Consider the following 22,981-nt stretch of genomic DNA (forward strand, 5'->3'; position numbering starts at 1 on the left):
ATGATATCTATCTTCTTTGCGGCCATATCCCTGATTTAAGTTTCAGCGATAAGATAGAAATCATTCCTTTCAATGGCTCAATGGCGCAATTTGCGTCGAAACGGGTGGCGCAACTTCGACCGAAACAATAGCCTAAATGCACCTAAAAAAGTGGCACAACTTCGACCGAAACGCCTGGCACAACTTGAACCGAAATGGGTGGCACAACTTCGACCGTTTTATCTAGTTTTCACCTAAGTAGGTGAAAATATTTTAATCGGGAAAGCCTTGTGATGATTATTATTACAGGGGTTCCCGATTATTTTATGCTTTTATGTTGCGGATATAAGGTAATATATGAATGTTGGCACCTGGAACACCGGCATCTTTTTCCAAGTAAACCGCACTTGCAAGTGACGATATTCCACTACCAATTAGATAGATTTGGGCTTCTTTCGGATTTGTGTTTTTTATTGCTCTCATAATATTGCATTATATGGTTTGATTATTAATAGGATACAAAAAAAATTCATTAATCTAACTTTTGTATTAATCTATTTTGTAAGTAAAAAATCATATCACAAAGGTGGCTTTCTATATATAGAGGGGTGTTACATAATTTTATGGAATAGTTGCATTAATCACACATTTCTGGTGGAGTTGCTTCTCAACTTCCGTATGGATGCCAAGAAGAATAAGGACTTTGCCCAATCGGACAAGATTCGCGACGAGTTGCTGAAGCTGGGTATTGTGGTAAAGGATAAAAAGGATGGATTCGACTGGGAGTTGGAGTATCTCTCCGGTTAAAGATATATTGTAAAAAGAGGGCTGCAGCTGATGCGGCCTTCTTCTTTTCAACTACTTGTCCCAAATTGAAATTAGTTGTAAGTTTGGTTAAACGTTATTTTGAAATAGTTAAACAAATATTGATCAGTTTGCTATTAACTTTACATAATTGAATACTGACATAAACCATATGCATATGAGAACAATTGGTCTGCTCGCACTCCTGCTCTCTAGCATTTCTTCTCTTGCTCAACCAGTCGATCTAGCCGGAGGGTTGGTGGCTTACTACCCATTCAACGGAAACGCCAACGACGAGAGCGGCAACGGGAACCACGGAGTGGTTCGGGGTGCAACCCTCACGGCCGATAGGTTCAACAATTCCGGCAGCGCTTACCAGTTTTGTGATTCCACCTACATTGAACTCCCACCAAACGTATGCATCTATGGCAACTTTACCATACCCCTTTGGGTAAACGTAAAGCAGTTTAGCAGCTGGGGGCGCATAATTGAGTTTGGGTCAGGTCAGTGGACCAACAACGTGGCCATATCTGCTGCATTTGAGGATACCGACAAGCCCTGCCTAAGCCTATGCAATAGTAGTGGGTGCAACAACATTGTGTCCGAAACCGGCATGGAGTCCAACTGATGGGTGTTTCTTTGCATCACCCTAAAAAACAGTCACGTAGAGTTTTGCAAGGACGGTAAGCTGTGGCTGAATAGCCGTAATGGCTTGACTCCGTTGCCTGAACTTCGCACGATGTGCTACATTGGGAAATCGAGCTGGTCCGATAATTTGAACAAAGACATACTGCTCGACGACATTCGGGTGTATAACCGGGTGTTGAGCGAAGCCGAGATCCAAGCATTGAATAATCAATCGCGGATGATGCAAAACCTCGATTTGATTTCGAAAATTGCCCAGGCCTGTGATGGTAAGGCCGAGCTTATATTCTACTATGCAGGGCACGGCCTACCCGATGAGCAAACCAAAGAACCCCTCCTGATTCCGGTTGATGTGAACGGCACGGACCTCTCCTTCGCCGTTAAAATGGCCGACGTATATAGGAAGTTAACCGAAAACCCGTCCAAGCGGGTCACGGCCTTTATTGATGCTTGCTTTAGTGGTGGCGTTTCGGGGAGTAAAGGTGCGGCCAAAGGAGGAGTTGGTTGGCAGCAACTTGGTGGTGTTTACCTCCAGCTGTTGCGATGAGTCGTAGGCTGGATACAAGGAGATGAAGCATGGAATCTTTACCTACTATCTGCTAAAGAAGCTACAGCAAACTAAGGGCGACTGCACCTATGCCGAGCCGGATGAGTATCTTCGAAAGGAGGTCTCCATAAACTCTTTGGTGGTAAATAAAAAGCAACAAACGCCGCAAGTGGTTGGTGGATCCGATGTGGGCGATAGCTGGAAGGAGTGGAAGGTTAAATAGGTCTTAAAATAACTATCTTTACTTGATAATAATGGAATCCCATGACAAAAGATACTGCGATTAAGCTCTTCAACGATAGAAAAATACGTACGCATTGGGACGATGATCAGGAAAAGTGGTATTTCTCAATTGTTGATGTGGTTGGCGTACTATCGGAAAGTGTGGACCCGCAAGCCTATTGGCGCAAACTAAAACAAAGACTCAAGGTGGAAGGAAATGAAACCGTGACGAATTGTCACGGGTTGAAGATGCCTGCCCCCGATGGTAAAATGAGGTTAACTGATGTAGCCGACACCGAGCAGCTATTTAGGCTTATACAAAGTGTTCCGTCGCCTAAGGCTGAACCGTTTAAGTTATGGTTAGCTCGAGTTGGACGTGAGCGTATCGATGAAGTTGAAGATCCTGAAATTGGTATCGATCGTTTAATGGAAACATATCTGCGCAAAGGATACACTAAAGAGTGGATAAATCAGCGGCTCAAAAGTATCGAAATCCGCAAAGAGCTTACCGACGAGTGGGAAAATAGAGGGATTAAAAAGGGAGGAGAGTTTGCCATTTTAACGGATGAAATAACTAACGCGTGGAGTGGTTTTACAACAAAACAGTATAAGGAATACAAGAGTTTGCGGAAGGAAAATCTTCGTGATCACATGACCAACCTTGAGTTGGTATTGAATATGTTGGCCGAAGCATCAACCACAGAAATATCGAAGGGGAAAGAGCCCAAAACCTTCTTGGAGAACAAAGCGGTTGCTCGTGAAGGTGGAAATGTTGCCAGAGCCGCTCGGATAAAGCTCGAAAGCACAACAGGAAAAAAGGTTGTATCCAAATTAAACGCCAAAAAACTTAATAGCAAGGAGTTGAAAGGTGAAGAATAGTAGTTCAATAGGATGAAGACGACCGTTCACAAGAATATTAAGGCTATAACCTGATAAATGCAAATTTATTTTAAGGTTATAGCCTTAAAATATTCTTTGTAATGCCAAATATGACATTAACACAATAGCCAGTTTGACGAGGTGAGACGGCGGTAGCCTGAATGTCTGATATATAAGAGGACTCCTAGCGGAAAACCGCTGATGGATATTACTGAGTTGCTGAAGAGCAAAGAGGGAAAGAAGATTAAGCTTACGGTGGTAAGAAACGAAGAAAAGATAACGGTGAAGTTTAGGTTGAGGAAATTAGTATAATTTGATGATTTGAAATTAATTGATTTGAAAATGTGCTGTAGGGAAATCTGTTTAGCGCGAATGGGAATTATGCGATGTAAAGTTGACTTGCTTTTGGGTGGCGACGAGTAATCTGTAGTGAAATGGTGGAATATTTGCAGCGATTTCGTAGAATAGAACCAACTACCACCAAAAATTGTATTTTTGTGGAGATAATCAGAAATGAACATTTTTATGCAAACACCAGGTAGAACTAAAGTCAAGGAATTGCTTGCTTCCAAAGAATTGGGAAGCGACTTTGTGGTAAAGGGATGGGTAAGAACGAAGAGAGGGAACAAGAGTGTTGTTTTCATTGCCCTAAATGATGGTTCTACCATTTCAAATATCCAGGTTGTTGCAAATCCTGAAGAGTATTCGGAAGAGGTTTTAAAGTTGGTAACCACCGGCTCGTGCATTCGTGTTTCGGGAACGTTGGTGGAGTCACCGGCTTCGGGCCAGCCCGTTGAGATTCACGCTAAGGAGATTGAGGTTTACGGAACTGCCGATGCCGACACCTATCCGCTTCAGAAGAAAGGACATAGCCTTGAGTTCTTAAGGGAAATTGCTCACCTTCGTCCACGTACCAATACCTTTGGCGCAGTGCTTCGCATTCGTCATGCCATGGCTTACGGTATTCACAAATACTTTAACGACAAGGGTTTTTTCTATCTCCATGCACCAATTATTACTGGTTCGGATGCTGAGGGTGCTGGTGCTATGTTTCAGGTTACCACGCTCGATTTAAATAATCTTCCCAAAACAGAGGAGGGTAGCATTGACTTTGCCCAGGATTTCTTTGGTAAGGCGACCAACCTAACCGTTTCGGGTCAACTCGAGGGCGAATTGGGTGCTTTGGCTCTTTCGGAAGTTTACACCTTTGGCCCAACATTTCGGGCCGAGAACTCCAACACACCTCGTCACCTTGCCGAGTTTTGGATGATTGAACCGGAGATGGCATTCTTCGACATCAAGGATAATATGGACCTTGCCGAGGACTTCTTGAAATACTTGGTAAGATATGCCCTCGACAACTGCATGGAGGACTTGGAATTTCTAACCAAGATGTACGATGCCGAACTTATTGATCGGTTGAAGTTTGTTGCAGAAAGTTCGTTTGAGCGACTACCATACACCACAGCTATTGAGATATTAATAGCTTCGGGTCAAAAATTTGAGTATCCCGTAAGTTGGGGACTCGATCTCCAAAGCGAGCATGAGCGCTACCTCGTTGAGAAGCACTTCAAACGTCCTGTTATTCTCACCGATTACCCACGCGATATCAAGGCTTTCTACATGAAGCAAAACGAAGACGGCAAAACCGTTCGCGCCATGGACGTACTATTCCCCCGCATTGGCGAAATTATTGGTGGATCGCAAAGGGAGGAAAACTACGACAAACTACTTGGCCGTATTCGCGAGATGGGAATTCACGAGAAGGATGTTTGGTGGTATTTAGAAACCCGTAAGTTTGGAACTGCACCACATAGTGGTTTTGGCTTAGGTTTTGAACGATTGGTTCTTTTCGTAACAGGAATGGCCAATATCCGCGACGTTATTCCTTTCCCAAGAACACCTAAAAACGCCGAATTTTAATGTTCGCTACCAATGGTTGAGCTTAGGCAACGATTACAGCAGAAATTACTTCAGAAGCTTTCCCCGCAACAGATCCAAACGATCAAGTTGCTGGAACTTCCTACTTTGCTGCTTGAGCAACGCATTAAAAAGGAACTCGAAGAGAACCCTATTCTTGAAGAGGGACACGACGACGATTATCAGGATGATGGCGAAGAGGAGCTTACCGAGGATTCGGTCGATAAGAACGACGATGAGTTTACTCTTGAGGATTATCTCAACGACGAGGATGCTCCCTCTTACAAATTGGTGGCCAACAACTACTCCAAAGATGATAAGCATGACGACATACCCTTTTCGGGAGGGGTGTCGTTTCATGAATACCTCGAAACACAACTTGGGTTGCGGAACCTAAATGAACGTCAACAATTGCTGGGGCGCTACCTCATTGGTAGCATCGACGACGATGGTTATATTCGGCGTAAGCTCTCGGCGGTTGCCGACGATATCGCCTTTGCACTTAACGTCGAAACCACCGACGATGAGCTGGAAGAGATGCTTTACGTTATTCACGATTTCGATCCAATTGGAGTGGGTGCTCGTGATTTGCAAGAGTGCCTCCTTCTGCAAATTGAATCGAAGGATCTGAATCATCCCGAGATAGGGCTGGCGCGAAAAATACTAAAATACCACTTCGACGAGTTTACCAAGAAGCATTACGAGAAAATCCAAACACGGCTTAGCATTAGCGAAGAGCAACTAAAAGAAGCGTTGGACGAGATTTTGCGACTAAACCCAAAGCCGGGGAGTGCCTTTGGCGATCAAAATTCTGCCGGAGCGCAGCACATTACCCCCGATTTTATGCTGGAGGTGAAGGAGGGCGAACTCTCCCTTTCATTGAACTCACGCAACTTACCCGATCTGAAGTTGAGCCGGGAGTACTCTCAAATGCTGGAAAGTATTGCGCATAAAAAGGGAGATTTAACGAAGAACGAAAAGGAGACCTTTACCTTTGTAAAGCAGAAGTTGGATTCGGCTAAGTGGTTTATCGAAGCATTGAGGCAGCGCCAAAACACGCTTCTGCTTACCATAAATGCTATTCTCGATTTTCAACGCGAATATTTTATGGAGGGCGACGAAACCTTTCTCCGTCCAATGATACTGAAGGATATTGCCAAGCGAACCGGGCTCGATATCTCCACTATTTCGCGGGTAGTAAACAGCAAGTACATCCAGACCCACTTTGGCATTCTCTCGCTGAAATATTTCTTTTCCGAAGGTCTCCAAACTGATAGTGGCGAAGAGGCTTCCTCGAGAGAGATTAAATCGATTCTCTCAACGTGTATTGAAGCGGAGGATAAGAAGCGACCACTAACCGACGAGGCGCTTATGGATATTCTGCAAGAGAAGGGATACCAGATTGCTCGCCGAACGGTTTCTAAATATCGGGAACAGCTGGACATACCGGTTGCGCGGCTTCGCAAGGAGTTGTAAGTAGTATTGGAAGCCAGATGTTAACCTGAAAACGAACGATACCGTGAATAAGACTATTGCTAAAACTATTTCCGTTGCAATGCATCCTGTTGCAATGCCCTGCTTGCTGATGCTTGTCTTGTTCAACTCGGGAACATTGATGTCCTTTTATCCGCTTAGCTTAAAGTTGAAGTTGTTTTTAATCATAGCAGTTAGCACCCTTGTGCTTCCGCTGTTTATGGTTTTGGTGCTCTTTTGGTTAAAGTTGGTTAACTCTGTGCAAATGCACTACCACCGGGAACGAATTATTCCATACCTGTTCAGTCTAATCTTTTATTCATCAGCGGTTTTTGTTCTTACAAACCTGAAGGGACTTGAAGTTCTGAAGCTAATTATGGTTGCGGCTTCTATTTCCCTATTAATTACTCTAACGGTTTCATTCTTTTGGAAGATTAGTGCACACATGGTGGGCATGGGAGGCGCTACGGGATTTATTCTGGCCCTTTATTTTATGCCTAGAGCTGAAGTTCATGTGTTCCTGCTTTTAGCCGTGTTTCTTTCGGGGGCTGTAGGTAGTTCACGCTTAACGCTTCAGGAGCATTCGCCGTTGCAGGTTTATACCGGTTATGCTGTAGGACTTGTTACCATGCTGGCAGTATTCCTTATATAGTCGGCACAACCTAGCATTTCTGATTCACCCACACAACGATTATTAGCACTGTAGTAACAACTCGTTAACGGCATCTTGAAGTTCCGCTCCCTTTTCAAATTGATTTTTAGGTTGGTTGTTTTTGCGGTTGGATAAACCCCAAGTGGTAATTTGGGAAAGGTCTAATTTATTGTGATTTACTGTTGAAAAAACCCCGTTGTTGTGAAGCCGAGCAGCAAGGTATTCTTGTTCGGTTTGCCCCTTAAACGGTATGAGCGTGGCGCGGCATCCAAGGCTTACTAAATCCATAATAGTGCTGTATCCGCCGCTGGCAATGATATATTCGGCAGTGGTTACTTCCCAGGCAAAGGACTCATCGTTGAGGTGGGAGTATAGGGTAACGGGCCCAACGCTCTGCGCGGTTTCTTTTTCCGGCTGACCACCTACTATGGTAATTAGCCTATTACTTTTCACCGCCTCCTTTACAACGTGATCTACAAATGTTTGCCGTGCCGGATCGGGACCCGAAATTATTACTACAATTTTGTTGGGAATTATCGCATTGGCTTTATCCTTTTCGCAAAAACGGGAAAGGGGTCCGATAAACCGGATCTTATCTTGGTGGCCCACGCCATGGGAGAGAAGTCCACTAAGATTCTCTTTTCCGCTGAAATCGGGAACCCATATTTCTGAAAAGCGTTTCGTAAGCCGTTTAATTAACCAAGTCGAAAATAGCTGAAATGGTTTTAAAAGAGTTGGTTGCATCACCCGAAGCTGGTGAGTGATTAGGACTGATGTTACCTTCGAAGAATATAGTCCGTAGCGATTGTCGGAGATGATAACACTTACATTTTCCTTTTCCACCACACTCCTTACAAACACCTGTTCCTTAGTTAATTCAAGGATCATAGCCGGGAGTTGTAATATTACGCTGGCCCATGCCGGGAGTCCGGCATGGATTTTAATTTCGCGAAATGGTGCAGGAATAAATTTTAACTCAGGAAAGCGTTGCTGTAGCAGTAATCCCGATCGACCATTGCCTCCAATCACAACCATGAACCCCGCATTTTTTAACGCCAACACAACCGGAATGCATCGGGTTGCATGGCCAAGACCCCAGCTGAGTGGGCAAATGAATGCGGTCTTTGGGTTCAATGTGTCTCTGGTTTTACTATTTTCTTAGCGTTATTTTTTCTTCTAAGGATTGGCTGCGCGAGTTCTTCGTGCGAAATATTTCTTGTAAGATCCTCTTCTCAGACAACCTTATACATGTCAAAAAACGGATAGGGTTTCTACTGTAATTTTAACAAATTACCTTGTTAGGACGAAACCGATACTGCAACTCCTAGGTTTTCGACTAGTTGGGCTATCTCGTTCAGCCGTTTAGTAGAAACCTTCCTAAGCCCTTCGGCTGGAGTATCGCGGGAGATGGTGTAGACCATAACTTCCGAGGGTTTAAGCAGGTCCACTATCTTCAGCCATTTATCAACCTCTTCGGCGGTAGAGTTATCGATGGTGGTTCCGTTGTAATCTCCCTGAATAAAAAGGGTTTGTAGGATGAATTTGCCTTTGAAGCGTTTCAGCTCCTCTACTTTTTGGGCAACACTATAGGCTTGTGTTGGTTGATTAAGCACGTTAGCGATAGAATCGGAGGCGGTATCGAGTTTCAGAATGTTTTGGTCGACCTTCAGCAGGGCATTAAACACTTTGTCGCGATCGATTCGTGTGGCGTTCGAAAGAACGGCAACTTTTGCTTTGGGACAAAACCGGTTGCGCAATTCTATGGTGTCGTCGATAATTTCTGCAAATTCGGGGTGAAGGGTGGGCTCGCCATTTCCGGCAAAGGTAATTACGTCGGGGAGCTTATTGGCGAGAATCATTTCCTGAAGTTTCGCCTCCAGGGTACGGGCCACTTCTGCTCTTGTTGGCAACTTTTCGTGCGATTTGTTAGAGCCATTCCAGCCGCATTCGCAGTAAATACAGTTGAAACTGCATACCTTCACGGTTGTGGGCAAGAGGTTTATTCCTAGCGATACTCCTAGCCTTCGGCTGTTTACCGGGCCAAAAATAATTTTATCGAAGAGAAATGTGGACATTTTTTTTTACAAATTTAACATTCTCTTTGGTTGGCGCCTAAATCGTTTGCAAAAAGAGTTCTTTGCAAGGTCATTTAGTTGGTTGACAATTATCATTTTGTGGCGGGCTGCATTGACCTATTTTTATAGACAAACAATCAGCCATGGCAAAAAGCGAAAAACACAAAGGAGAATTGGACTATAGCACTGTGGTTACCATAAATGCTAAGCGCTACCGTGAACTTGTTGCCAAGGTTGAATCTCTCGCCAACACTGAGAATGGATTTGACGGCGATGTTTTCTATGTGTTAGCAAACTATGCAGAAGGCTCGCTTCTCGACGAGGAACTTGCCTTAATGAAGGCGGATGTGGCTACGCGCCAAGAACATCACTTGCACCATCAAAAATTTCTGGCCCGCTTGGATCAGATACGAAAGGGACTAGAACAGGGGAATCCACAGATAAACAAAGAGATCGTAGCTTTTCTCGATGGCTGGTATAATGAGCACTTTGTAGGATTTCATGGGTTAAGTATGTAAGCCGATGAAGTGTGGGGATAATTTGTAATGCTCATCTACTATGGCGAGATTCTTATTTGAGTAACACTACACCAATCGACGTATCTTCGTCGTTTCCGATAGTATTGGATTAATCGTATCTATTCCGGTGAGCAGCAATACTCCCGGTTTTTTCTTTTCCTCAAAACTTCCGAAAACTGAATCTTGTCCCAGTGCTCTTGCTCCATTTAGGGTGGCCCACCTTAAAATCTCTTCAAATGCGATGTTGCTGTTACTTGAACCAATACTCTTCATCTCTTCGAGGATACTCAACGTGTTGTTGGAGGCAAGTGAGTCGGTTCCGAGGGCGATTTTCTCGCTATTGCTTCGGAAAAAATTAAATGGAGGTAATTGGTTATGGATATATTGATTCGACTTTGGACAAAGCACGAACCATGTTTCCTTAAATCGATTTTGGAGCAATGCAAGATAGGCTTCCGTGATTTGGCCACTGTGTATAGCCAGCATTTTGTTTTCGGAAGGAATTGCATTAAAAATATTCGAGTAAGGGTTGACTCCCCACTGGCTAAGCGCATTTTCCTTGCGGCACTGCTTTTTGTAGAGCGCAGCCAACGGCCCAGCATTATTCTCCATATAGTCTATTTCCTCCACACTCTCGAAGAGGTGAAAGGAGATCATATCCGTGTGAGTTAATTCTTTGGCAAACGCAGAAACGAGTTGAGGCGAAATAGAATAAGGGGCATGCAGCGTCATGGATGCCAATAGGTTTAACCTATGCGCCTCTTCTACAATCAATTTTTTCTCGTCAATTACTTTTTGTGCATCATTCCGGTCCGATGCAAACGCCTCCACAAAGGTATGGTAGGTAATTTTGCTGTTCGCTTTAGCCCGAAGAGTTGATGCACCGTTCGAAATGTCGCCTACGAGGCTAATGCCCGAGTCAAACATATAGCGATCGGCCGACTGGATTGCATGGTCGATGAAAGATTCATCGGCATCTCTTTTCTCCGTTATGGTTTCAATGAAGCCTGCCATGCCGAGATGTGTCGGGAACACTCCTTTAAGATGGGAGAGTTCGAGATGACAGTGGGCGTTTACAAAGCTGGGAATTAGAATACCATTATAATATTCAATATTAGCCTCTTCTTTCTCAAGCGGGCCGCGCACTTCCACAACAGTGTTGTCGGAGTCCAATACAATAACTCCGCGCCTGATTGGCGGTGACGATACGGGGCAAACCAAGGAGCCCGATATTTTTCTCATTATTTATTTACGAACTTTCACTTTAACCTCTTTGGTAGCATCCTTTATGGCATCTGCTGGTACCGAGAGGGTTATTTTTCGAATGAATACGTTTCGGTTCGATTTCTTAGCGGAATCGGCAGTATAGTTGAGTAGGCGGCCCTTGATAAACAGCGGTTTATTGTCCGGCACCGTGATTGTAAAGTTGTAGGTCTCTGCAAGGCCGTTTTTCTTAAGAAGAACCTCCTGTTTATTGTCGAGAGCCTCTATGGTTGTGCCGTTGTTGGTGGTTGTGCCTATAATAGACTTTAAATTGGCCGATTGATCATCCTTCCCAATTGTGGCCACCATCTTCAGGGTGTATATTCCTTTTTTGGAAATTGGAACTGAGAATTCAATCTTTTCTGTGCTGGTTTCGCCGCGTATTTTCCAAAGTGATGATAGATTCCAGTATTGTACCAACTTTGCTTCCTTTGCGAGCGAATCCTCATAGCGCTGGTTGTCAACCTCGAGCTTTGTAATTACTTTATTGTAGATTCCGTCAAGAATATCAGGGCGTCCTAGGTAGAAGTAGTAGCTATTGCTAAACTGTTTTGCGCTAAAGCCGTACGACTCGTACATTTTGCTGTAGAAATCAGTGGAATCAATCGATGGTAGATCCATTGTTCCCGAAGAGTTTGGCATCGATATGGTGCCATCGATAAGGTGCATCTTATACAAGATCTTCACCATATCTTTTTCTGGAATGATATCTGTGTTGCCGCATCCGGAAAGGATTGCAAGGCTAATCAGCAATAGAGAAATTGATCGTAACATTGTATTTTTGGGCAAACTTACTTAATTTTTTCGAAAAGGACTCCAATCATTATTTCGTGGGTACCGCTGTTATACTTGCCTATTGATGTAAACGAGTAGTCGTAAGAGTATCCAAACATATATTTGTTTTCGTGGATATAACCAACAAGGAGCGATGCAGAATCTTTCCACCGAATGGAAAGGCCTCCCCATACCTTATTGCGGTAAGTGATTTTACCGTTCAACTCTACCACAACCGGAGCAGGACTCATATACTTGAGAAGGAGTGTGGGTTCCACTTCATAGTTTCGGTTTAGTAAGTATTTAATACCCCCTGCCAATATGAAGTGTTGCTTTAGCTTGTTTACTCCAACTGCATCGGCGTTGAAGTTTACCTTATTACCCATTAGCTGCATGGCCGAAATACCGGCATAGAAGTAGGAGGAATACATGTAGAGTCCAACGGAAGCATCAGGCGACAGCGTTGACTTTGTGGCGGTGAATAGTGCCGGGTCGTTGCTTATATTGGCATCGCCAAAGTTGAGCTTACTTCCGTCAACTTTATACTGCATCAGTCCAAACAACAGACCACCGGAAACCCGTATATCATCTGTCATGCGAATGTTGTAACTATACGATCCATTCAATCCTAACCGACTGGTGGGTCCGGTAATATCGCTAAATATCATACCTCCAAAGCCCATATCCTTCTTGGCATGAGGTCCGTAAACGCTCAAGCTATAGGTTTGCGGAGCATCGGGGATTCCAATCCACTGATATCGGTTGTTGGACCGAATCTGGAAATAGTTGTAAGTGCCTGCAACAGCAGGGTTGATAATGTAAGGGTTGAACATAAACTGCGAATACTGAGGAATTTGTTGTCCCTTAGTTGTCGAGAATATGCCCGAAAATAGTACCGCAATAATTATCAGGTAAGCCTTTTTCATATCAACCTGTTTGGTTTCTCTATTCGTTTTTGTGTTTCCCCAAATTAGGAGGAAAGCCCGGGGAAAATCCCCGGGGTATTAATTATCTCAAAATGGTTACCGATCCAACTTCATTAGCGTATCCATCCTTATTGTATTGAATTACAAAGTAGTAAGTACCTACCGGTAATTCGCCGCCATTCATTGCTTTTCCATCCCATGGCTTATTGTATCCACTCGAGTAGAATACCCTAGAACCCCAGCGGTTGAATACCTCTACTTCCATCTTGGGGAATAGGAAGTTGATTGGAACTCCAGTTATATCCCAAATGGCCCAAGTATCGTTTATTCCATCTCCGTTTGGTGAGAAGGCGTTAGGTATATTGATATTCTTTAGCACCTTAACCTTAACAGCCGAGGTATCAATACACTTTGTAACGGTATCTAGCGCAATTGCATAAATTGTTGCATATAAGTGCTTATCAATTTTCTCAAGAGGATAACCTGGTGGAATGATTATGGAGGTTTGGTTTGGATTATCCCAAGTAGTGAAAATTGAAGGTGAATAGTTAGCCAAATCGCCCCATGAATATATTAGCGGATGGATGTTGTCCGCAGTTATAGTAGAGGTGAAATTATAGCTAACACTCTCCGGCAACACTATTGTATTTTCACTCTCAAACTTCTCATCCTTTATTATTTTCACACCCAATCGTGGATATAGGTGAACCTTTAGAGTGTCCCAATCTAAGCAAGTTTCTCCATCTACCGTTTTTGTAACCACGGCCTTTATATATGTGGTGTCTCTAAAAATTGGATTGATAGAATCGTTTGTGATATTTATACCCACTAAATTGTCTTCAGTTGATGACCATCCAAATACACTATCAAAATTGCGGTGAACGGGTAAAGTATCCAGTGAAAGAAGTAAATGACCATTATAGCATGCAGTGTCTCTATCCCAATACTCTACAGGAATAAGGTTCGACATTCGTGCTGAAACAATTTGAGTTTTGATGTGTACTTTATATGGTAATGTATATGACTCGGAGTGCTTGCAATCTTTTGCATCAGTTACATTAACAACGTAATATATCTGATCAAAACTTGAGGTAGACGGATAAAGGTCGCTTGCTACATTTCCTGCAAACTGGAATGGAGGAAGGGTTGCTTCATCATTGGAAATACGTTGCCAATCGTAAATATATCCAGGTGAAGCACCACTTGCCGTAACCGTAATCTTACCGCGCTGCATTGTTGAAAGTGAAGACCCATAAGGAATGTATCGGCATGTCACAGAATCATAAACGGCAGTAAGGCTCCAAGCAGGAGGCCCACCAATGGAAAACGTGGAAATTAGTTGACAGTTGTTTTGATCGGTAACCGTTATGGTATGGTCGCCCTTGCCTAAGCCTGTGCGATTCAGACTGGTTGAACCATCATCCCAAAGGTAAGTGTATGCAGGAACTCCACCGGAAACAGTTAAGACCAGCGTGCTTGTTTCATCGTCAGGACAAACTACTGCAGCACCAGAGGTTGGGTCTTGCGTAACCACTATTGGTTCGGGTATTGCTCCAAAATCAAGAACAATTGGATTTGCGCCCCATGCAACCGTACAAAGACCTACACGAACAACTACATCGTATGATCCACTAGCGAGGTTGGAGAATACATTGGTTGGAACAAAGGTTACTCCGTTATCTATAGAGTATTCGTATGGTCCACCAGTCGGATCGGCCTCCACTGCAATTATACCTTGGTTTTTTCCTGCACAAATATCAGGTGCACCAACTGTTACGCTAGTAATTATAATTGCAGCTGGTTCGGAAATGGTTACTGGAGTGAGGACAATAACTTTGAGTGAAATATTGTCGGTAACCGTTGCTACGTATACACCCGGTTCAAGATTTTTGTATCCATTACCATCGTATTTTGCATTCATCTCTGCGTCGTATGGCAAGCCATCTTTAGTCCAAGTAATACTAAAGTTAATGGTTCCGCCAACGGTAATGGTTATTGTTCCATCGTTTATTCCATTACAGGTAACATCGGTTGAAGTGATGTCTGCCGTGAAGTCGCTCAGGCCAATAACTGTAGATGCGCTACATCCGTTTGCATCGGTGGCGGTAACGGTATAGGTATCGGCAGGAAGCCCAGTGAAGTTACCTGAAGTAAGCTGTGCACCTACGTTGGGGCTAATTGTAAAGGTTACTGGAGGTGTTCCACCGGAGTAGGTCACGTGAATTTCGCCATCGGAGTTCCCAACAGTCGGTTGAACCTGTAGTAACGGATCCGCAATGATTATAAGTTCATCGGGCTGGGTTATTGCAACAGGAATACCTGTGATACAGTTGTTGTCGTCGTTTACCTTTACAAGGTAGTTGTCGGCAGACAAGCCAGTGAACAGGCTAGTTGGGAACCACGTTAATCCATTGTCGATGGAGTATTGTACTGTTCCTGTTGCACCGGCCACGTTAATATTAAGTGAACCATTTGCACCACCAAAGCAAGGTGTTATGTTTACTACATCTACACTTGTTATGATTAATGTTGATGGTGCAGTAAGCGTAATAGGTGCAGTAACAGCAGCAGCGCAGCTATTTTTATCGGTAACGCTAATGGTGTATGTGTTGGCACCCAGTCCGGTAAACACTGCTTGCACCATATCGGTAATGGTTGCACCACCCGGGCTTAGGGTAAACTTGAACGGTGGAGTTCCGCCCTGAGCCGCTACGGTAATTGAACCTAAATCGGTGCAGGTTGGGTTTACCGAAACAGGTATTCCTGTTATGGTAATTGGTAGTGGAGCCACCAATGTAAGACTTGCTGAAGCCTCACACGCGTTCTTGTCCTGAACGGTGATGGTGTAGTCGCCCGGCTCCAATGCTGTAAACGAAGGAGTAGTAGTCCAAGCGCTAGTCCATGGTGTTGGACTTGTTCTTACCAGCTGGTAAAGTTTCGGATTTGCACCCGAGAAGGTTCCACCAGTTGAGGTTGCTGTAATCTTACCTGTCCATGGAGCCGAGCTGCAAAGCGGGTTCGTTCCTGTTGGGGTAATGGTGAGCAACGTAGGTTCTACAAGCGTTACCGTAAATGTGCTATCGCATCCGGAAGCATCGGTAATGGTAATGGTATGATCGCCTCCTAGTAGATTAATTGCCGTTGCCGTCTTTGTGTCGGGCGTTATAGTTGGAATCACCGCACCAAGATCGAAGAGATAGGTAAAAGGCGCCGTGCCACCACCTGTTATGTTAATGGTGATTGTTCCGGTAGGATTGCCGTTGCACAGCAAATCTGTTTGTGCTAGGGTATAGGTAATTGGTGTTGATTCGGTAATGGTGAATGGACCGGCAACAATAGGGCCACAACCATTGGCATCGCTAACCTCTACAGTATAGGTTCCTGCGGCTACGTTGGTAAAGGCGCCGGTAGCGTTTGTAGTAACGGTAACCGCGCCATTCATTAAGGTGTAGGAGAGCGGAGCGGAGCCACCAGCTGCCACAACGGTAATGGTTCCACTATTGCTTCCAAAACAACCAGAGTTGTTGGAAGTTGCACTGGTGATGGTGATTGCAGCGGGATTTGTAATAACATAGGTGTTGCCAATTAAGATACATCCATTGGCATCCTTAACGTTTACGGTGAAACTTCCAGCACCCAAGCCGGTGAATATGCCTGTAGCATTGGGGAAGGTTAAGCCTCCATCGATGGAATACTGATAAGGAGCAGTGCCACCAGCAACTACTATGGTAATGGTTCCGTCGTTGGCTCCGTTACAGGTAATGTTGGTAAATGCTTGCGAAGTAAATGTTATTGCGTCAGGTTCGGTAATGGTGAAATCATAATTGATGACACAGTCGTTACCATCGGAAACAACCACCGTGTGGTTACCGGCAGATAGGCCTGTAAATGCACCTGTAGCTTGAGGAGCACCTCCATCGAGAGAGTAGGATAATGTTCCGGTACCTCCTGATGCAACTACGTTTACCTTGCCATCGTTGGCGCCAGAACAGGTTATGTTAGTAACTAAAGTTGTGGGATCAATCACTATAGCAGGAGGACCCGCTACAACGAGAAGACTACCATTCTTTATACATCCATTGTCATCTTTTACTGCCACTTGGTAGGTTCCTACGCCAAGGTTGTTGAAGAATCCATCGGCTTGCCAAGTGGTTCCACCGTCAATTGAGAACTGGAGATCGCCTGTTCCACCGGTTGCAAGCACCACTATGGAGCCGTTGGTGTTATACCAACAAACGGTAACATCGTCAACAATTTCGGCTGTTATATTAATTTTAGAAGGTTCATTAATGGTATTGGGACCAACGGTTGTTGTGCAACCATTTCCGTCCTTCACAATAACACTATATGTTCCGGCAAAAAGGTTTAAGAATACGCCGGTGGGTTGCCAGGTTGTTCCTCCGTTGATAGAGAAGCTAAATGGTGGAATGCCTCCGGTAACATTCACGGTAATCGATCCGGTATTGGCTCCATTACAGGTAGTAACGTCTTGCCAAGTTCCACCATCGGTGCCAATGGCTGCCGGTTGTAGTATTTTGGCGATGGCAGCTGCGGTAGTACAACCGTTGGCATCTTTTACCTTTAGCGAATATGTTCCTGCGGCTAGCCCGGTGAAATCGGGGAGAAGTTTCCATGAAGTAGGTGTTCCTCCAAGTATTGAATATTGATAGGGAGGTGTACCTCCAGCAGCAGTAAAGTGAATTTCACCGTTAAGGCTTCCGTTACACGTTAAGTCCTTGGTAGTATTAGTAAAGGTTACTTGTGTAGGCTGCGTAACAGTTAAGAGGCTTCCGTTCTTGGTACATCCTTGGCTGTCCTTAACAATCACTTGATAAGAGCCGGCACCAATATTTAGGAACGATCCGGTGGCTTGGAATGATGTTCCTCCATTAATCGAGTAGGTAAGTGCACCCGATCCACCGCTGGCAGTTAGAGTTATGCTACCGTTGGTATTGCCAAAGCATCCGGTTACGTTTACTACCACCTCGGAGGTAATGTTAATGCCCGCCGGTTGGGTAAGTGTTACGGGTATGTTAAAAGTACAACCGTTTGCATCTTTTACAATAACGGTGTGCGCCGTTCCCGCAAGATTGGTGAAAGTTGCTGTAGCACCAAATGTGCCACCATCTATATTATAGGTATAGGGTGCTGTGCCTCCAGATGCAGTAACGGTTACCGCTCCATCGTTGCCACCATTACAGGTAAGGTTGGTTTGAGAGGTAATTGATCCGGTAAGGGATGCTGCTGGCTGTATTATGGTAACTGAAACATCAAATGTACAACTATTGGCATCTTTTACAGTAATCGTATAAGCACCAGCTGTCAGTGTTCCAAAGGTCCCACTTGCTTGGTATGCACCGCCGTTAATACTGTATTGGTAAGGCAATGAACCGCCTGCTCCTGCAACAGTTACAGCTCCGTCGTTTCCACCAAAGCAATTTATGTTGGTTTGAGTTGTAATGCTTCCTGTAACAGCAGAAACTGGTTGCGTTATAGTGATCGCTACATCATTGGTACATAAGTTTGCATCTTTAACAGTAACAGTATAGCTACCTGCGGTTAAGGTTCCAAATGTCCCACTAGCCTGATAACTGCCGCCATCAAGGCTGTATTGATATGGTGCAGTACCTCCGACACCTGTTACGGTTACTGTCCCGTTATTTCCACCGTTACAACTTACATTAGTTTGTGCGGTTATGGTTCCCGAAAGCGCCAATGCTGGTTGGGTGATCGTTATTGGTACCAAAGCCAAACATCCATTAGCATCCTTTACGGTTACAGTATAACCGCCGGCTGCCAAGTTGGTAAAGGTATTGGTAGCAGCATAGGCTCCTCCTTGAAAACTATATTGATATGGTAATGTTCCATTTACACCAGTAATGGTAACCGATCCACTCAAACTTCCAAAACAGAGGACGTTGGTTTGCGATGAGATACTACCCGTAAGTGCATTTGCAGGTTGGGTAATTGTAACGGGAACAATAAAAGTACACCCATTAGCATCCTTTACTGTAATAGTGTATGGTCCAGATGTTAAGGTAGAATAAGTGCCACTTGCTTGGTATGCTCCTCCGTTTAGGCTGTATTGGTAGGGGCTTGTTCCACCCGATCCGGTAATGGTTACTGAACCGCTATTGTCCCCAAAGCAAAGAACGTTGGTTTGGCTTGTGATTGAGCCAGCGACACCTGTAGCGGGTTCGGTAATTGTAACCGCAACATCTTGTGTACAAGTTTTGACATCACGCACAGTAACTGTATAAGCCCCCGCAGTTAATGTTCCAAATGTTCCACTTCCTTGGAATGCACCGCCGTTTAGACTATATTGATAAGGTGCTGTTCCACCGGCTCCAGCTACTGTAACTGAACCTGTATTATTTCCTTTACACAAAACGTTGATTTGTGCCGAAATGCTGCCACTTAATGCAGACGCAGGTTGAGTTATCGTTACGGCAACATTGCTTGTACAGGAATTTGCATCGCGAACGGTAACCGTGTATAAACCGGCTATAAGTGTACCAAATGTTCCGCTGACCTGATATGCGCCACCATTAAGACTATATTCATAAGGTACTGTTCCTCCAGCACCTGCCACGGTTACAGATCCATTGTTTCCTCCAAAGCAACTAACATTGACTTGAGAAGAGGTAGATACGGAAACAGCGGATGCGGGTTGGGTTATGTTTACCGGAACATTGAAAGTACAAAGGTTTGCATCGCGCACGGTAACAGTATTTGCACCAGCAGTTAATGTTCCAAAAGTGCCACTTGCTTGGTAGGTACCTCCATTAAGGCTGTATTGATAAGGTGTTGTTCCTGCTGATCCGGCAATAGTTACTGAACCATTGTTACCGCCATTACAAGAAACGTTGGTCTGTGCCGAAATGCTACCACTAAGTGCTGTTGGTTGTGTAATGGTCACTAATACATTAAAGGTACAAAGGTTTGCATCGCGCACGGTAACAGTATATGCACCGGCAGTTAATGTTCCAAAAGTCCCACTTGCTTGGAATGCTCCACCTATACTATACTGGTAAGTTACGGTTCCGCCCGATCCGGCAACGGTAACCGATCCATTATTTCCACCGTTACAACTAACGTTTGTTTGTCCCGAAATGCTACCACCAAGTGCTGTTGGCTGGGTTATGGTAACAGGAACATTTATGGTACATCCATTTACATCTTTAACTGTAACCGTATAACCTTTGGCTGTCAAAGTTGCAAAGATTCCACTTCCTTGAAAAGCACCACCATCGAGACTGTATTGATAAGGTCCAGCTCCTCCGGCACCCGCCACAGTAACCGATCCGTTATTTCCGCCACTACAACTCACGTTTGTTTGGGCCGAAACAGAACCACTTACCGCAATGGCTGGTTGTGTTAAGTTGTATGGGGCTAAATCGACAGTACATCCGTTAACATCCCTTATTCTTATGGAATGATTACCCGCTGCAAGGCCATTGAATGTCCCGGTGGCTTGATATGTACCGCCGTCAATTCTATACTCGTAAGGTGTAGTTCCTGTGCCTACTGTTGCTGTTGCTGTTATTGAGCCAGTGCTCTGGCCAAAACAGAGAATATCGGTATGAGCGGTAACAGAACCAGCTAAGGCAACTGGATTGATAATAGTGAGAGGACCTTGTGTTATTGGGCCGCAACTATTTACATCGTTCATCTCCACGGAGTAGTCTACGCCTGCAACTAATCCTGTAAATGTATAAGATCCGGCAACGGTTTGAGGCAAACCAACTGCAACGCCTCCTTTTTTAAGGGTGTAAGTATAGTTTGCTGTTCCACCGGTTGCTGTGGCTGTAATCTTTCCGTCATTTGCTCCAGAACAGGTTATATTTATTGGGGTGGCAACAAGAGAAAGTGCCGTTGGTTGCTCGACGAGATAGGAATTTGTTTTTGCAATTCCACTAGCGTCTTTAACGATAATAATATACTGTGCAGCTCTTATGTTTGAGAAAACAGCAACAGTACCGGGAAGTGTTTGAGTAAAATTATAAGAAAAATCACTTAGGTCGATAATTTGATATGTATAATTTGGGGATCCACCAGTAACGGTGATTGTCAGAGAACCATCGCTTAATCCAAAGCAGCTAACATCAACAACTGTAGCAACAATTGTTGTTACAACTCTTTTTGGTCCACCAGATGCTTGAATTACATTGCTTGGCTTCGATCCTTCAAGGAGTTTACCAGAAGCAGTAACGCTTCCATCGAGAATCTTAACCTTATCGAGAGTGATTGCTTGCTCATCAACTGTGAAGGAAGCTGTACCTGCAAAAAGTAAATTAGATTTTATCGGAGTTTTCGCAACAATTTTTTGCTCTCCGTTGGCAGTAAATACAATATTTCCATCAAAGCGGTTATCGATTTTATCTTGCAGCAGCAAGGATCCTCCTACTGCTAGTGAAGTATTTTTATCTCCCTGTAGGGTGGGATTTAATTTCTCTGTTCCTTTCCAGGTAAGATTGTTGCAGTATGCTGCTGCATCAATAGTTACCGTAGCCTCAGGTTGCGGAAACGACTTCTTGTCGAAAACCACATCGTTGGATAGGGTTGGCACCGCTGCACCTCCAGCGCCGCCGCTCGAAAACGCCCAGTGTGAAGGCTCGCTCCAGCTACCGCTACCGCTTACCCAGTATAGGGTTTGAGCCGTTGTGTTGGCTATTCCGGCGAGCAGGAAACAAAGAAAAAACGAAAGCTTGAGAGAGGTAGAGAATCTTTTCATATGGTGGTGCTTTGTTTTCGGCTGTTAGTAACTTTCTTCTACAATGTTAATAAAAAACCCTGTTGTTCTGAACTACTACTTAAGAAAAAACATATTTAATTACTCAAGTTCAGCCTTGTATGAGCATTTGTTTTTTCTTAAGTCGTTGAAAAATCAGGCCTTTCGGCGTTTTACTCGTTAATCAAAAATTAAACGAATTTATTCTTTTTTTTTTCAATTTCAATCACGAATTAACGTATTTGGTGCTTCTACGTTGGTTTTCACGTTAGGGTTCGGTCGCTCAAGAGGTTTTCATCGTCGCTTAATAGGTGGTTTAATACAAATTGCGCTAATGAAGTTCATTTTGCACCGATTCGTCGGAGAGTAGCTTCTTTCGGCTAAACAAAATCGGAATTTTTGCTGCAGCAAAGCCAATGATCAAAACCGTTATAAAAACAATGGCAATATCGCTCCAAATTATAGTTACCGGGTAAGCATCAATTACAAAAGATCCGCTACCTGAGAGCCTGAGCAACTTAAAGTGTTGCTGCGCTAGGCAAATGCCAAGGCCAAGCAGAATACCTATTGTAGCCCCAATGGTGGAGATTAGCCATCCCTCCAAAAGGAAGATGCGCTCTATGGTCTTGGGCGTTGCCCCTAGGCCCGAGAGTATTGCCGCATCGTGCTTCTTCTCAATAACTAATAGCGAGAGCGACATTATTACGTTGAACGATGCCACCAGTAGAATAAATGCAAGTATGAAAAATGCTACTACCTTTTCGGACTTCATTATTCGGTAGAGTACTTCATTTTGCTGGTATCGGGTTAGCACCTTATAATTAGCCCCAAGCAGTTTACCTACCTCTTCCTGTGCATTCTCAGGATCGGCACCCTTTTTTAGTTTAATTTCGAGCGAGGTTACCTGGTCGGTGTAATCCAGCAGCTTGCGGGCAAGCGCAATGGGAACAAGTATATACTTTGCGTCGAATTCGGGGGGGATGGAAAATATGGCCGATGGGTAAACATAGCCTTTGTTGAATTCCTCCGCAGGGTTGAGGGTGTAACCTTGGCCTCTCTTGGGAAGATAAATAAATATTGGATCGGAAAAGTTAATTCCTACTCCGAGTTTGTAGGCCACACCTTCGCCCACAAGGGCAAGGTTTATGTCGCCGTGCTTCAACTTAAAAACGCCTTCTACCAGCATGGTGTCGATACCCGACATTCCACTGTAGTTGAGGCCAACGCCTTTCATTATGCCTACATGCTGGCGATCGGAGTATTTGAATAGGGCATTCTCTTCCACCACTTCGGCATAATCGGCTATACCAGGGATGTTTTTTAGTCCTTTGATATTGGGTGTATTGGCCGAGAAGGATTTTCCTTCAACAAGCACTACCTTCAGGTCGGGGTCGAAGGAGTTAAATAACGACTCCACCACTCCGTTAAAGCCATTGGATACCGAGAGAACTACCACAAGGGCCATGGCTCCCACGCTTACCCCAATGGCCGAAATGGCGGTAACCCAGTTTATGGCATTGTGCGATTTTTTCGAAAACAGGTATCGACGCGCAACAAAGAGGGGAAAGTTCAT

At 44.3% G+C, this 22,981-nt stretch carries 17 protein-coding genes; 9 read left to right on the forward strand and 8 right to left on the reverse strand.

Features of this window, described 5'->3' with window-relative positions:
- Window positions 1–303 precede the first annotated feature (303 nt).
- Window positions 304–462 carry an oleate hydratase gene (locus BLS65_RS18015; RefSeq protein WP_125869862.1) on the reverse strand — a complete coding sequence of 53 codons (159 nt, stop codon included), beginning with the start codon at window positions 460–462 and terminating at the stop codon, window positions 304–306.
- 171 nt (window positions 463–633) lie between these two features.
- Between BLS65_RS18015 and BLS65_RS18330 the strand changes: the two genes are divergently transcribed.
- The 8 genes from BLS65_RS18330 to BLS65_RS12535 all read left to right on the forward strand — a co-directional run bounded on the left by BLS65_RS18330 (window position 634) and on the right by BLS65_RS12535 (window position 7,121).
- On the forward strand, window positions 634–786 hold the full coding sequence (locus BLS65_RS18330) for a CysS/YqeB C-terminal domain-containing protein (protein WP_170830113.1): 153 nt from the start codon (window positions 634–636) through the stop codon (window positions 784–786).
- Window positions 787–961: 175 nt separating this feature from the next.
- Window positions 962–1,411, forward strand: coding sequence for a hypothetical protein (locus tag BLS65_RS12505; RefSeq protein WP_092439513.1), 450 nt, complete (start codon window positions 962–964; stop codon window positions 1,409–1,411).
- Window positions 1,412–1,414: 3 nt separating this feature from the next.
- Window positions 1,415–1,975: a LamG-like jellyroll fold domain-containing protein gene (locus BLS65_RS12510; RefSeq protein WP_125869863.1), complete on the forward strand. Its 561-nt coding sequence runs from the start codon at window positions 1,415–1,417 to the stop codon at window positions 1,973–1,975.
- A gap of 22 nt (window positions 1,976–1,997) precedes the next feature.
- Window positions 1,998–2,198 (forward strand): hypothetical protein, encoded by a 201-nt coding sequence (locus BLS65_RS12515; RefSeq protein WP_092439517.1) that lies wholly within the window; start codon window positions 1,998–2,000, stop codon window positions 2,196–2,198.
- A 41-nt stretch (window positions 2,199–2,239) separates the two neighbouring features.
- A complete protein-coding gene (locus tag BLS65_RS12520; RefSeq protein WP_092439519.1) occupies window positions 2,240–3,076 on the forward strand; it encodes a BRO-N domain-containing protein in 837 nt (278 codons plus the stop codon).
- A gap of 525 nt (window positions 3,077–3,601) precedes the next feature.
- Window positions 3,602–4,999 carry an asparagine--tRNA ligase gene (gene asnS, locus BLS65_RS12525; RefSeq protein ID WP_092439550.1) on the forward strand — a complete coding sequence of 466 codons (1,398 nt, stop codon included), beginning with the start codon at window positions 3,602–3,604 and terminating at the stop codon, window positions 4,997–4,999.
- Window positions 5,000–5,011: 12 nt separating this feature from the next.
- Window positions 5,012–6,472, forward strand: coding sequence for an RNA polymerase factor sigma-54 (rpoN, locus tag BLS65_RS12530; protein WP_092439520.1), 1,461 nt, complete (start codon window positions 5,012–5,014; stop codon window positions 6,470–6,472).
- Between the two features lie 43 nt (window positions 6,473–6,515).
- On the forward strand, window positions 6,516–7,121 hold the full coding sequence (locus tag BLS65_RS12535; protein ID WP_125869864.1) for a hypothetical protein: 606 nt from the start codon (window positions 6,516–6,518) through the stop codon (window positions 7,119–7,121).
- Window positions 7,122–7,163: 42 nt separating this feature from the next.
- Here BLS65_RS12535 and BLS65_RS12540 read toward each other — a convergent pair whose 3' ends face one another.
- Both BLS65_RS12540 and BLS65_RS12545 read right to left on the reverse strand, forming a co-directional pair.
- Window positions 7,164–8,255, reverse strand: coding sequence for a glycosyltransferase (locus tag BLS65_RS12540; protein WP_125869865.1), 1,092 nt, complete (start codon window positions 8,253–8,255; stop codon window positions 7,164–7,166).
- A 164-nt stretch (window positions 8,256–8,419) separates the two neighbouring features.
- Complete coding sequence (locus tag BLS65_RS12545; RefSeq protein WP_092439526.1) at window positions 8,420–9,196, reverse strand: radical SAM protein; 777 nt, start codon at window positions 9,194–9,196, stop codon at window positions 8,420–8,422.
- Window positions 9,197–9,339: 143 nt separating this feature from the next.
- On the opposite strand from BLS65_RS12545, the gene BLS65_RS12550 reads away from it, so the two are divergent.
- On the forward strand, window positions 9,340–9,714 hold the full coding sequence (locus BLS65_RS12550; RefSeq protein ID WP_092439527.1) for a hemerythrin domain-containing protein: 375 nt from the start codon (window positions 9,340–9,342) through the stop codon (window positions 9,712–9,714).
- Between the two features lie 66 nt (window positions 9,715–9,780).
- On the opposite strand, the gene BLS65_RS12555 is transcribed toward BLS65_RS12550, so the two are convergent.
- The 5 genes from BLS65_RS12555 to BLS65_RS12575 form a co-directional block, all read right to left on the reverse strand.
- Window positions 9,781–10,956: an amidohydrolase family protein gene (locus tag BLS65_RS12555; protein ID WP_092439529.1), complete on the reverse strand. Its 1,176-nt coding sequence runs from the start codon at window positions 10,954–10,956 to the stop codon at window positions 9,781–9,783.
- 3 nt (window positions 10,957–10,959) lie between these two features.
- The gene (locus BLS65_RS12560) at window positions 10,960–11,751 is read right to left on the reverse strand and encodes a DUF4296 domain-containing protein (RefSeq protein WP_092439531.1); all 792 of its coding nucleotides are present in this window, start codon (window positions 11,749–11,751) and stop codon (window positions 10,960–10,962) included.
- A gap of 17 nt (window positions 11,752–11,768) precedes the next feature.
- Window positions 11,769–12,677 (reverse strand): PorP/SprF family type IX secretion system membrane protein, encoded by a 909-nt coding sequence (locus BLS65_RS12565; RefSeq protein WP_092439533.1) that lies wholly within the window; start codon window positions 12,675–12,677, stop codon window positions 11,769–11,771.
- Between the two features lie 82 nt (window positions 12,678–12,759).
- On the reverse strand, window positions 12,760–21,411 hold the full coding sequence (locus BLS65_RS12570; protein ID WP_092439535.1) for a T9SS type B sorting domain-containing protein: 8,652 nt from the start codon (window positions 21,409–21,411) through the stop codon (window positions 12,760–12,762).
- A 328-nt stretch (window positions 21,412–21,739) separates the two neighbouring features.
- A complete protein-coding gene (locus tag BLS65_RS12575; RefSeq protein ID WP_092439537.1) occupies window positions 21,740–22,981 on the reverse strand; it encodes an FtsX-like permease family protein in 1,242 nt (413 codons plus the stop codon).

It is taken from the genome of Williamwhitmania taraxaci, assembly GCF_900096565.1.
In the GTDB taxonomy this organism is placed as follows: Bacteria; Bacteroidota; Bacteroidia; order Bacteroidales; family Williamwhitmaniaceae; genus Williamwhitmania; species Williamwhitmania taraxaci.